The sequence below is a fragment of the Bradyrhizobium diazoefficiens genome (genome assembly GCF_016616885.1).
Lineage (GTDB): Bacteria > Pseudomonadota > Alphaproteobacteria > Rhizobiales > Xanthobacteraceae > Bradyrhizobium > Bradyrhizobium diazoefficiens_F.
The window spans coordinates 3,074,022-3,086,231 of the sequence record NZ_CP067102.1; the positions used below are offsets into that span (position 1 = coordinate 3,074,022).

Below are 12,210 nucleotides of genomic sequence, written 5' to 3' on the forward strand. Positions count from 1 at the left end.
GTGACCCAGTATTCCAGAGGCGCCTGACGTTTCACGAGAAGCCGCGGCGTATTGGATCCCCCGCTTTCGCGGAGGATGACAGTTGTGTGTGTGTGGCAAAAAGCGGGCGCTCACCAGCCTAGCAGTTCCGGCTTGCGCGGCAGCTCGACGGTCTTGACCTTCTCGAGCTTGATCGTGCCCTTGGCCATGAGGTCGTTGAGATCGCCGTCGGTCGCGCCCGAGATCTTGGTGCGATAGAGGTCGACCTTCAGCGTGCCGCGATGGTCCTTGTCGGTCCAGGTCGAGGGATTGCAGACGCCCTCCATGCCAGCCGGCACCCAGTCTTTCTTCTGGTAAAAACCCTTCGCGACGTTGTCGCCGGTGGCGCCGCCGTTCTTCGTGGCCCAGTCGAGCGCCTCCTTCATGTAGAGCGCCGAACAGACGGCGGCGATGTAGTGTACCGGTCGATAAACCTTGCCGGTGGGGTCGGACATCTTGGAGATCTCCATCACCGTCTTCATGCCGGGGGCATCGCCGCCCCAGCTCACTGCGGTGCGCAGCGGGAATATCACGCCATTGGCCGCATCGCCCGCGGTCTTGGCGGCGTTCTCGTCCATGCCCCAGACATTGCCGAGAAACTGCACGTCGGCGCCAGCGGTCTTGCAGGCCTTCATCACCGAGATGTTGGAGGCGGCGGTGTTGCCGAGATAGGCGTAGTTGGCGCCCGAGGATTTCAGGCTCAGGCACTGTGCGCTGTAGTCACCCGGCGCGAGCGCGAACACCAGCGGCGGCAGCACCTCGAAGCCGAGCTCCTGCGCCATGGCTTCGCCGGCGGCCTTCGGCGCGTTCGGATAGGGGTGATTGGCGCCCATGTGCACGAATTTCGGCTTGCCGGGCTTGCCCTTGGCCTTCCAATCCTCGGCCGCCCAGATCAGCATCGCTCGCAGCGAGTCCGAATAGCTCGGGCCGTAGAAGAAATTGTAGGGTGCGGGCTTGGCCTTGCCGCTGGTGCCTTCGGGATCGGTGAGAGCGGCGGCATAGGAGCCGGACATGTCGGGAATCTTGTCCTGGGCGAGAAAGCCGGTCAGCGCCTCGGTGTCCGCGGTGCCCCAGCCCATGATCGCGGCGACCTTGCTGTCCGGTGCCGACCACTTCTTGTAGAGCGCGATCGCCTTCGGCACCTGATAGCCGTAATCGTTGGTGTCGACGTTGAGCTGCTTGCCGCCGACGCCGCCGTTCTTGTTGACCCAGGCGAAGGTATCCGCGACGGCCTGGCCGTAGGGCGTGCCGACGTCGGAGGTGCCGCCGGAATAATCGGCGAGATGCCCGATCGCGATCTGGGCCTGCGCGCTCGCGGAGAATGCCGCGATCACAAGCGCGAACGATGCGGTGCTCAAAAGGGACTTCATCTTCATGGGTCGGTTCCTCCGGTTTATTGTTTAAGTGAAGCAGCCCGCGCTCAGTGCGAGAACGGGTAGAGTTTCCAGTACGCCTTGATCTGCCGCCAGCGATGCGCGAGCCCGTCAGGCTCGAACATCAGGAATGCGATGATGATCACCCCGATCGCGATCTCGCGCAGGAAGGTGATGTTGTTGTTGAGCGACAGTGCCTTGTCGATCGCGCCGCCTTTCAAATACAAGCTGATCAGCTCCATCGTCTCAGGCAGCAGCACCACGAAGGCGGTGCCCATCAGCGTGCCCATGATCGAGCCGGTACCGCCGATGATGATCATGGCAAGGAACAGGATCGAGCGCTCGATGCCAAATCCCTCCTGCGAGACGACAAGCTGGTAATGCGCGTAGAGTGCGCCGGCGATGCCGGCGAAGAAGGCGGCAAGGCCGAACGACAGCGTGCGGTATTTGGTGAGGTTGATGCCCATGATCTCCGCGGAGAGATAATGGTCGCGGATCGCCACCAGCGCGCGGCCGTCGCGGGTGCGCATCAGGTTGGTGACGAGGACGTAGCTCGCCAGCACATAGGCGAGCACGACGTAGAAATACTGCCGGTCGCCGCGGAGCGCATAGCCGAAGATCGAGAACGGCTCGGCGCTCGCCGGCACGGAGCCGCCGGAAAACCATTCGGCGCGTGAAAAGAAATCGAGCAGGATATATTGCGCGGCCAGCGTCGCGATGACGAGGTACAGCCCCTTCAGTCGCGCTGCCGGAAGGCCGAAGATCAGCCCAACCAGTGCAGTGACGACACCGGCGAGCGGGATCGCGAAGAACACCGGGATCGGTGCGTTGTTGGAGATGTAGGCGGACGTGAATGCGCCGAGCAGGAAGAAGGCGGCGTGGCCAATCGAGATCTGGCCGGTGAAGCCGACCAGGATGTTCAACCCCAGCGCCGCAATCGAGAAGATGCCGATCTGAATGAGAATGCTGAGCCAGTAGCCACCGAGGACTTGCGGCACGAGGCAGAGCAGCAGCACGCCTGTTATCGCAAAGTTGCGGCTGGTCGTGGTCGGGAAGATCGTGGTGTCGGCCGCGTAGGAGGTGCGGAAATCACCAGCAGGGATGAGGGCAGGGCCGGCCATGGATCAGATCCGCTCGATGTCGTGGGTGCCGAACAGGCCGTAAGGCTTGATCATCAGCACGATGATGAGGACGTAGAACGGCGCGATCTCGTAGAGATTGCCCCAGTGCAGGTACTGGCTGTCGACATATTGCGCGATGTTCTCGAGCAGGCCAATGATGATGCCGCCGAGCACGGCGCCGCCGACGGAATCGAGCCCGCCGAGGATTGCCGCCGGAAACACCTTGATGCCGTAGGCGGCAAGGCCCGAGGACACGCCGTTCACCACGGCGACGACGACGCCCGCGACCGCGGAGACGGTGGCCGAGATCGCCCAGGCCATCGCGAACACGCTCTTCACGGAAATGCCGAGCGACTGCGCCACTTGCTGGTTGAACGCAGTGGCGCGCATTGCGAGGCCGTATTTCGATGCACGGAAGAACCAGGCCATGCCGATCATCATCGCGACCGACACGACCAGGCTCATGACATAGACGGTCTGGATCTGGAGGCCGAACAGGCCGACCGACTGGCTCTCGAATACGCGGGGGAACGGCTGCGGGTTGACGCCGAACATCCATTTCAGCGTCGCCTGCAGGACCGTGGAGAGGCCGATCGTCACCATGATGACCGAGATGATGGGTTCGCCGATCATTGGCCTGAGGATCAGGACCTGGATCGCGATGCCGAACACGAACATGAACACCAGCGTCATCGGCATGCCGATCCAGAACGGCACCTGGTATTTCGCGAGCAGCGCCCAGCACACCCAGGCGCCGACCAGCAGCAGTTCACCTTGCGCGAAATTGACGACCTGCGTCGCCTTGTAGATCAGCACGAACGACATCGCGACCACGCCATAGAGCGTGCCGACCACGAGGCCGTTGACCAGGAGCTGGATGAGGAAGGCGGTGTTCATGTATGATGGACCTTTCGCCTCTCCCCGCTTGCGCAGGGAGGGGTAGATCGATTGCCGGCTCTGCATCGAAGCGAATTCACTCCGCAGCCTCCGCCAGGGGACTTTGTCCGCCCAGATCCACCACCCGCAGCGTGGTTCGTACCCTTTGCGTTGTGCCGTCCTGGAAGCGGATCACGGTGTCGACGGGAATGTCGGCGGTGCCGCGATAGATTGCGTCGATGATGCCTTCGTATTTCTCGTTGATGACGCTACGGCGCACTTTTCGCGTGCGGGTGAGCTCGCCGTCGTCGGCGTCGAGCTCCTTGTAGAGCAACAGGAAGCGCGAGATGCGCTGCGCCGGCGGCAGCGTGGCGTTGACGGTCTCGACTTCCTTGCGAAGCAGGGCATAGACCTCGGGCCGTGAGGCGAGATCGCTGTAGGTCGTGAACGAAAGCCTGTTCTTCTCCGCCCATTTCGAGATGATGGAGTAGCGGATGCAGATCATCGCGGCGAGCGCATCGCGGCCGGCCCCCAGCACTACGGCTTCGGCGATATAGGGCGAGAATTTCAGCTTGTTCTCGATGAACTGCGGTGAGAAGCGTTCGCCGCGCGAGGTCTCGGCGAGATCCTTGATGCGGTCGATGACGACGAGCTGGCGGTTCGCGTTGAAATAGCCGGCGTCACCCGACAGCATCCAGCCGTCCCGGATGTCGGCGACGCTTGCTTCCGGGTTCTTGTAGTAGCCGAGGAACATATTGGGATGCCGCACCACGATCTCGCCGACACCATGGATGTCGGCATTGTCGATGCGGATCTCGACGCTGTCGGCCATCGGCACGCCTGTCGTGTCAGGGTCGACCTTGCCGGCGGGATGCAGCGTGTAGGCCCCCAGCAGCTCGGTCTGGCCGTAGAGCGTGCGCAGCGGCACGCCCATGGCCTGGAAGAACTTGAAGGTATCAGGGCCGAGCGCCGCGCCGCCGGTAGCGGCCGAGCGCAGCCGCGTGAAGCCGAGCCGGTCGCGCAAGGCGCGGAACAGGATCGCATCAGCAAAGCCCGAGCGCTTGCCCTGCTCGAGCGCCGCGAGACCGCTTTTCATCCCGATGTCGAACAGGCGCTGCTTGAACGGCGTCGCGTCCATCACCTTGGCGCGGACGTCGGCGGCGATGGATTCCCAGACGCGTGGCGCGAACAGCACGAATGTCGGCGCGATCTCGCGCAGATCGCTCATCATCGTGTCAGGCTCTTCGACGAAGTTGATCTTCATCCGGCAGAGCAGACCTTTGCCGAGCACGTAGACCTGCTCCATGATCCAGGGCAGCGGCAGCACCGAGACGTATTCGTCGTCCGGCCCCTTCGGATCGAAGGTGAGATAAGTCGCGCAATGGCCGAGCACGCGGCCGGCGGCGAGCATCGCAAGTTTTGGGTGTGAGGTGGTGCCCGACGTCGTGCAGAGGATGGCGACATCCTCGCCCTTGGTGGCATCGACCAGCTTGTCGTACAGCTCAGGTTCGCGGGTCGCGCGGGCACGCCCAAGCTCGGCGAATTTCTCCGCCGACATCAGCCGGGGATCGTCATATTTCCGCATGCCGCGCGGGTCGGAATAGATGATGTGCTTCAGTCGCGGCACGCGCTCGGCCAGCGCCAGCAGCTTGTCGACCTGCTCCTCGTCCTCAGCGAACACGAGCTGGGCCTCGCCGTAGTTAAGAAGATAGGACGCCTCTTCATCGAGCACGTCGCGATAGAGCCCGAGGCTCAACCCGCCGATCGCATGGGCCGCGACTTCCGCAGCAACCCAGTCCGGCCGGTTGTCGCCGATGATGCCAATGACGTCGCCGCGACCAAGGCCGAACTCGATCAGCCCGAGCGCGAAATCGCGCACGCGGGTCTGGTAATCGTTCCAGGTGAAGGGGCGCCAGAGCCCGAGATCCTTTTCGCGGAGCGCAATCTCGTTGCCATGCTCCCTGGCATTGAGCCGGAGCATCTTCGGATAGGTATCGGCCTGTGCGACGCGGCCTGCATAATCCATCATGCCGCGCTCTCCTGCGCCGGCGGCGCATCGTCGGGATCGACCAGCACCTCGTCCTCCTCGCCGAGATAGGCGCGCCGGACGTGGGGATCGGCGAGCACGGCGGCGGGATCGCCCTCGGCGATCTTGCGGCCGAAGTCCAGCACCATGACGCGGTGGGAGATGTCCATCACCACGCCCATGTCGTGCTCGATCATCACCACGGTCATCCCGAACTCCTCGTTGAGGTCGACGATGTATCGGGCCATGTCCTCCTTCTCCTCGAAATTCATGCCGGCCATCGGCTCGTCGAGGAGAATGAGGCGCGGCTCGAGCGCCATGGCACGCGCAAGCTCGACGCGCTTGCGCAGGCCGTAGGAGAGGGTGCCGGCCTGTGCTTTGCGCACCGACTGGAGATCAAGAAAGTCGATGATCTCTTCCACCTTGCGGCGGTGCTCGAGCTCTTCCTTGCGCGCGCCGGTGAGCCAGTACAGCGAGCCCGTGAGGAAATTGTTCTTCAGCAGGTGATGACGGCCGACCATGATGTTGTCGAGCACGCTCATGTGGTGGAACAGCGCGAGGTTCTGAAAGGTGCGGCCGATGCCGAGCGTGGGACGCGCATTCGGCGTCAGGCCGGTGATGTCGCGTCCCCCGTAGAACAGCTGGCCTTCAGTCGGCTTGTAGCGGCCGGAAATGCAGTTCACGATCGAGGTCTTGCCGGCCCCATTGGGGCCGATGATCGAGAACAGCTCGCCCTCATTGATGGCGAAGCTGACATCGGTCAGCGCGCGAACGCCGCCGAACCGCAAGGACACGCCGCGCACTTCGAGACTGGTAGCCACCAAACAAATCCCTCCCGGTGATGGCGCGTTCAGCGGCGCTCTTCGTCCGTTCCTCTCGGGCAATCCTAGTACGGTCGTGCCGGTGAGGCCATGCAGCACATGGTCCCGACCGGAGCCGCGCCACTTTCGTACCCGTTTGGGATCAAAAGCCGCATCACCCGAGGTGGTCCTCAATAGGGGAAAGCGCTATTTTGAAATGTCTCCGGCCTGACAATTCTGCGACAAAGTTTTTTCGGGTGGGCTGCGGCTTACATCTTTCGTCGGATGGTGGCCGGATGATCGTGCTGCAGTGCAGCAGAAGAATGGAGTGACAAAACGGTGCGGCTGGCCTCTCGATCATGATTTCAGAGGATCAACTGAAGCGCGTGGCCGCCTGGTCGCGCGAGCTCACGCCAGCGGAGATCGAGGTGGCCCGCGCCGGGATCACGGAGCGGTCCTACGGCACCGGCGAGACCGTGTTCATGCGCGGCGACAAATTCGACTATTGGGCCGGCATGGTGAGCGGCCTTGCCCGTATGGGCGGGGTTTCGCGCGACGGCAAGGAGGCGAGCCTTGCGGGGCTCACGGCGGGCGCCTGGTTCGGCGAGGGCAGCGTGCTCAAGAACGAGCCGCGCCGCTACGACGTGGTCGCGCTGCGCGACAGCCGCGTTGCGTTGATGGAACGCTCCGCCTTCATGTGGCTGTTCGAGAACAGCGTCGGCTTCAACCGCTTCCTGGTGCGCCAGCTCAACGAGCGGCTCGGCCAGTTCATCGGCATGCTGGAGGTCAACCGCACGCTCGATGCGACTTCGCGTCTCGCCCGCAGCATCGCCTCGCTGTTCAATCCGATCCTCTATCCTGAATCAACCGCGCATCTGGAGATCACCCAGGAGGAGATCGGCGCGCTCTCCGGCATGTCGCGCCAGAACGCCAACCGCGCGCTGAACCGGCTGGAGAAGGAAGGGTTGCTGCGGCTCGAATACGGTGGCGTCACCATCCTCGATATCGGCGGCTGCGCGGGTATGGCGATTAAGGCGCGACGGCGCCGGTCCGTCAGCCCGCATTGGCCGGGGCGTGCGCCGGCCACAGATCCTCGCGCCAGCGCACCGCGATCGCCAACATCGCGATGATACCCGCGACCGCATAGACCGAGCCCATGGCGGAATAGCCGATCAGGTCGATCAGGCTGCCCGCCGCAAGCAAGCCGATCGGCAGGCCATAGATCACCATCATCCGCACGCCCATGACACGGCCGCGCAGATGGGCACTCGCCGTGCGCATCAGAATCACGGCCGCCGAGATCATCGACATGCTCTGGGCGATGCCGGCGAGCACGAGGCAGGCCATGGCGACCGGTATGGTCCTGATCTCGACGAACACCAGCAGCATCGCGTACCAGGCCAGCGTCGCGCCGATCAAAAGCCGCGCGATGCGGACCCCGCTGACCAGGCTCAGCGTGATGGAGCCCGTCAGCAAGCCCACGGCAAAGCTCGCCGAGAGATAGCCGAGACCGGTCTGGTCGGTGTGGAAGATGTCGCGTGCAAGAAAGGGCAGCAATCCGTTGATGATCGGAAAGGCCGTGAGGTTGGCCAGGAAGGCGACGCACAGCGCCGCAGCGGTGATGGTGCTCGTGTCAATTGACGCTATCGCATGCCGACATGTGGCCATCGCGTGGGGGTTGGCGCGCAGCAGCTGCCTTCGCCAGCCCATCGGCAACGTCGCCTCGCCGTGCAGGTCCCCTGCGGGACGCGTAGACCGGCCGCCGCTTGCACTTCCAGCGCGCCGAGCCCATTGTGCTCCATAGCCTGGGCCCATTGGATGGGTCCAGCAGATCGCGGATCGCGGCTTCCGCGAGGTCTTGAGCCATGACGTGCTCGGGTTGCGGTTCTGAGGTTCAGAGCGGTTTTGCCTTCTGCCCGAAGTGCGGCACGAAGCAGCCGAGCGCGTGCGCTGGCTGTGGCTTTCCATGCGCGTCCGATTTCGTCTACTGCCCGAAATGCGGCGCTCTTGTCGGTGAGGCCACCCAGGGCGGCGAGCAGGCATTGCAGCGGACGAGCTCGATGACGGTTCCGATCGGGTCGTCGTCCTCTCCACCGCTCGTGCCGACGGCCGAGGCTCAGCACGCGTTTCGACCACAGGCGGATAAAATCGATAGCGAAGCAAATCGTCGTACCATCACCGTGCTGTTTGCCGATCTCAGCGGCTTCACTTCGATGAGCGAGCGGCTCGACCCCGAGGTCATGCAGACGCTTCAGAACGAATTGTTCGAGGAGCTGACGGCCGCGGTGCAAAGCTTTGGCGGCTTCGTGGACAAATTCATCGGCGATGCGCTGCTTGCTCTGTTTGGTGCACCGGCCGCGCACGAGGACGACCCGGAGCGGGCGGTCCGCGCGGCCCTCGACATGATCATCCGAACGGCGCGCCTCAGCGAACGCGCGAAGGCGTATGCCGGTTCACCACTCCTGCTTCATGTCGGAATCAACACCGGGCACGTCGTCGCGGGTGGGCTGGGTGTTGGCGTTGCCAAATCCTACTCGGTGACCGGCGACACCGTGAATACCGCCCAGCGATTGCAGTCCATGGCGCCTCCGGGCGAGGTGCTGGTCGGACCCTTGACCTACCGTCTGACGCGGCACGCGTTCTCCTATGACTCGCTTGGCGAGGTCTCGCTCAAGGGCAAGATGGGCAGCGTCCTGGTCCATCGTTTGAAGGGACCGCTCGAGACGCCCCGTGCGGCACGAGGGCTCGACGCGCTGGGCCTTGATGCGCCGCTGATCGGGCGCGACGCCGAGCTTGCGCGCGTGATCGGCAGCCTGGATCGCGCGTGCGGTGGCGCCGCTCAACTGGTGCGGCTGGTCGGCGAAGCGGGTATCGGGAAAACGCGCCTGGTCAACGAATTCGTCGCCCGCATTCGCGATGAGGATCTCTTCGCAGGCGTGGCGATCCGGCAGGCAGTCTGTTCGCCGCTGGGTGAACAATCCTACGGCACACTCGCCGCCGTGCTGCGCAGCGCCTACGGCATCGCGCAGAAGGCCGACGCTGCAGAGGCGGAGGCAAAGCTTGCCGAAGCGCTGTCAGAGCTTGGCCTCCCGGCCGAGGAGGCCGACCACCTGATGCCTCTCTATCTGCACGTCCTTGGACTCGGCGATCCCAACGCCGTGCTCAGGCATGTCGAGCCGGAACAGCTCCGCCGGCAGATCTTTTTCGCGATCCGCACTGTCTTCGAACGCCGCCTCGCCTTGTCGCCGCTTCTGATCATCGTCGAGGACCTGCATTGGGCCGACGCGGTATCCCTAGAAGCGCTGCGGTTCCTGATGGACCGTCTGGAGCGGACGCGGCTGATGCTGCTGTTTACACATCGGCCCATGCTGGAGCTGGACCAGTTCGGCTCGAGCCGGATCAGTCATGCAACCCTTCGGCTGCCGCCACTTGGCGACACCGACGGACAAAGGCTGCTGGCGGCTTATTTCAGTCACGGCTGGTGCGAGCCGCCGGGACGGCTGTTCAATCGAATCCTCGAACGTGCAGGCGGCAATCCGCTTTTCCTCGAGGAGATCATCCGCGGCCTCATCGAAGCCGGCGCCCTGGAACGCGTTGGCGCGCTATGGCGAACGAAGTCGGAGGGAGCCGCCGCGGATATTCCGGCGAGCATTCAGGCTCTGTTGCTGGCGCGCCTCGACCGCTTGCCGCATCAGGTACGTCACCTGGCCCAGGAGGCCGCGGTGATCGGCCCGCGCTTTGATGCTGCTGTTCTCGGTGCGGCCGCCACTGAGCGGGCGAGGGTCGAAGCAGGGCTCGAACTTCTGTGCGACGCCGAGATCATCGAGGAGATCGCGGGCTCGAACTCGATTTCCCTGCGGAGCTACCGCTTCACGCAAACCATGCTTCAGGACGTCATCTATCAAAACCTGCTCTTGCAGCGCCGGATCGAGCTTCATGGACGGATTGGAGCCGCGCTGGAGCGGCTCTATGGCGACGAGCCGGAGCGGCTCGAAGATCTCGTACTGCTCGGACACCACTTCAGTCTGAGCGCGAACAAGCCGAAAGGCGCGCGCTATCTGCGCGCGGCCGGCGATCGCGCACGTGGAAGTTACGCCAATGACGATGCCCTTCGTTTCTACCAGCAGTCCCTCGCGGTACTGTCGACCGGCGTCGAACGGGAGCCGGAATGCCTGATCCTGTACGAGCGGATCGCGGATCTCTGTCGCGTAGCCGGCCGCCGAAGCGTGGCCGAGGAGCACTACCAAGGCGCGCTGGAGGGGCACCGCGCGGTAGAAGACTGCATCGGCGAAGCGCGAATTCTTCGCAAGCTCGGCCGATTGTTGTGGGACGCCGGCAAGCGCGTCAACGCCGAGGCGCACTATGCCGAGGCGGCAGAACGGCTTGCCGGGACCGACGCGCCGATTGAGTGGGCACACCTCCTGCAGGAGCGCGGCCGTCTCGCGTTTCGCGTAGGTGATCCCGTCGCGGCCGCGCGATGGGCCGACGAGGCGCTCGGTTACGCGCGCTCCGTGTCGGTGGACGCAGATGGGCAGGACGGGCCCGAGGCGGCGCGCGCCATTGCGGAGGCACTCAACACCAAAGGAGTTGCGCTGGCGCGGCTTGGGCGACACCAGGAGGCGGTGCGCGAGGTGGAGCAATGTGTCGCAGCTGCCGAAGCCGCCGGCCTCCTCAACGTGGCGTGCCGCGGCTACACCAACCTCGGGGTGCTCTACACGATCATCGACCCGGCGCAAGCCATCGATGTTTGCCGGCGCGGGCTCGATGTCGCGTATCGCATCGGCGATCTCGGCTTCCAGGCGCGCCTCCTTGCCAACTTTGCCGTCGCCTGTTGCACCTTCACGGACAGATGTACCGACGAAGGGGTGCCGGCTGCCGAAAAGGCGATCGAGATCGACCGTGCGCTCGATCAGCGCGAGCATCTCCCGGTGCCCCTGATCGTGCTCGGTCAGATCCATCAATGCCACTTCCGCCCCGATCTCGCCGCGCGCTGCTACAACGAGGCCATCGAGGTGGCGAGCGAGACTGGAGAGCCACAACAGCTCTTTCCGTGCTATGATGGTCTTGCGACACTGAACCTTGATCGAGGCGACATGCCCGAGGCCGAGCGGTATTTCGCGTTGGCGCATGATGTCTGCGCCCGGCATGGGCTCGATCCCGCAGGGCTGATCGTACTGCCGTTTCTGGACTAGAGCGTTTTCGAGCGAAGTGGATACCGGTTCGCGTAAAGAAAACGCGTCAAAACAAGAATCTAGAGCCCCGTTCCGATTCCATCGGAACGGAAAAGGCTCTAGCCAATGTGAGGGAGTTCAACCATGTCAGATCGTCATGTCGATACACCGCTTCAGCCGGGTGACCGCGCACCGAACCTCGTGCTCGACGCCGTCACGCGCGAAGGGAAGATCGCACTTGAGGACTATCGTGGGCATAGTCCGATATTGGTCGGCTTGTATCGTGGCCTGCACTGCCCGTTCTGCCGTCGCCACATCGCGGCGCAGGCGCAGCTTGACGGCGCGCTCCGAGGGAAGGGCATCGAAAGTCTCACGGTCGTCAATACGCCGGCCGACCGGGCGCGGCTCTACTTCCGCTATCATCCACTGCCCAACTTGCTCGCTGCGTCCGACCCCGAGAGGGTCTCGCATCGCGCGTTCGGCCTGCCCAACATGGAGTTCACGGAGAACGAGACCGAGTGGCCGCGCAAGATCGGCATGGACGTGGTGATGAGCATGAAGGTCGACATGCCCGGCGAATTGCCCAGCCCGATGAATCGGCCGGAGGCCGCCGCATATCTCAACAACAAGGACGGTTACGAGATGACGGATGCCGATCAGCGCATGGCGGCAGCGGGCACGGGCCAGTTGTTCGGCCAGTTCCTGCTCGATCGAGAGGGCATCGTGCGCTGGACGTTTACCGAGGTTCCTGACGGCGGCCAGCGCATGTTCGGAGCGCCGAGCCCACAGGAATTGATGTCGGCTGCCTCGCAGGTGGCAGGCTAG

General features: G+C 63.9%; 7 protein-coding genes and 2 pseudogenes. 3 read left to right on the forward strand and 6 right to left on the reverse strand.

The genetic code is table 11. The annotated features are described in order from the left end of the window. Positions 1–110 precede the first annotated feature (110 nt). The 5 genes from JJC00_RS14000 to JJC00_RS14020 form a co-directional block, all read right to left on the reverse strand. Positions 111–1,394 (reverse strand): ABC transporter substrate-binding protein, encoded by a 1,284-nt coding sequence (locus JJC00_RS14000; protein WP_200473111.1) that lies wholly within the window; start codon positions 1,392–1,394, stop codon positions 111–113. Between the two features lie 44 nt (positions 1,395–1,438). Then, positions 1,439–2,512, reverse strand: coding sequence for a branched-chain amino acid ABC transporter permease (locus JJC00_RS14005; protein WP_200473112.1), 1,074 nt, complete (start codon positions 2,510–2,512; stop codon positions 1,439–1,441). A 3-nt stretch (positions 2,513–2,515) separates the two neighbouring features. Next, the gene (locus tag JJC00_RS14010; RefSeq protein WP_200473113.1) at positions 2,516–3,409 is read right to left on the reverse strand and encodes a branched-chain amino acid ABC transporter permease; all 894 of its coding nucleotides are present in this window, start codon (positions 3,407–3,409) and stop codon (positions 2,516–2,518) included. 76 nt (positions 3,410–3,485) lie between these two features. Further along, complete coding sequence (locus tag JJC00_RS14015) at positions 3,486–5,417, reverse strand: long-chain fatty acid--CoA ligase (RefSeq protein ID WP_200473114.1); 1,932 nt, start codon at positions 5,415–5,417, stop codon at positions 3,486–3,488. Further along, the gene (locus JJC00_RS14020; protein ID WP_027532026.1) at positions 5,414–6,235 is read right to left on the reverse strand and encodes an ABC transporter ATP-binding protein; all 822 of its coding nucleotides are present in this window, start codon (positions 6,233–6,235) and stop codon (positions 5,414–5,416) included. Before JJC00_RS14020 ends, JJC00_RS14015 begins: the two co-directional genes overlap by 4 nt. Positions 6,236–6,573: 338 nt before the next feature. Between JJC00_RS14020 and JJC00_RS14025 the strand changes: the two are divergent. Next, positions 6,574–7,247: pseudogene (locus JJC00_RS14025) on the forward strand (Crp/Fnr family transcriptional regulator). A 20-nt stretch (positions 7,248–7,267) separates the two neighbouring features. Here the strand turns inward: JJC00_RS14025 and JJC00_RS14030 are convergent. After that, positions 7,268–7,828 (reverse strand): annotated as a pseudogene (locus JJC00_RS14030) (MFS transporter); the annotation flags it as partial. A gap of 251 nt (positions 7,829–8,079) precedes the next feature. On the opposite strand from JJC00_RS14030, the gene JJC00_RS14035 reads away from it, so the two are divergent. Next, positions 8,080–11,406, forward strand: a complete 3,327-nt coding sequence (locus tag JJC00_RS14035) for an adenylate/guanylate cyclase domain-containing protein (RefSeq protein ID WP_200473115.1) — start codon at positions 8,080–8,082, stop codon at positions 11,404–11,406. 123 nt (positions 11,407–11,529) lie between these two features. Beyond that, positions 11,530–12,210 (forward strand): peroxiredoxin-like family protein, encoded by a 681-nt coding sequence (locus tag JJC00_RS14040; RefSeq protein ID WP_200473116.1) that lies wholly within the window; start codon positions 11,530–11,532, stop codon positions 12,208–12,210.

Excerpts from the sequence above, each read along its gene's own strand:
- JJC00_RS14005 (WP_200473112.1), bottom strand. The coding sequence starts at position 2,512 with ATGGCCGGCCCTGCCCTCATCCCTGCTGGTGATTTCCGCACCTCCTAC.
- JJC00_RS14010 (WP_200473113.1), bottom strand. The coding sequence starts at position 3,409 with ATGAACACCGCCTTCCTCATCCAGCTCCTGGTCAACGGCCTCGTGGTC.
- JJC00_RS14000 (WP_200473111.1), bottom strand. The coding sequence starts at position 1,394 with ATGAAGATGAAGTCCCTTTTGAGCACCGCATCGTTCGCGCTTGTGATC.
- JJC00_RS14035 (WP_200473115.1), top strand. The coding sequence starts at position 8,080 with ATGACGTGCTCGGGTTGCGGTTCTGAGGTTCAGAGCGGTTTTGCCTTC.
- JJC00_RS14040 (WP_200473116.1), top strand. The coding sequence starts at position 11,530 with ATGTCAGATCGTCATGTCGATACACCGCTTCAGCCGGGTGACCGCGCA.
- JJC00_RS14015 (WP_200473114.1), bottom strand. The coding sequence starts at position 5,417 with ATGATGGATTATGCAGGCCGCGTCGCACAGGCCGATACCTATCCGAAG.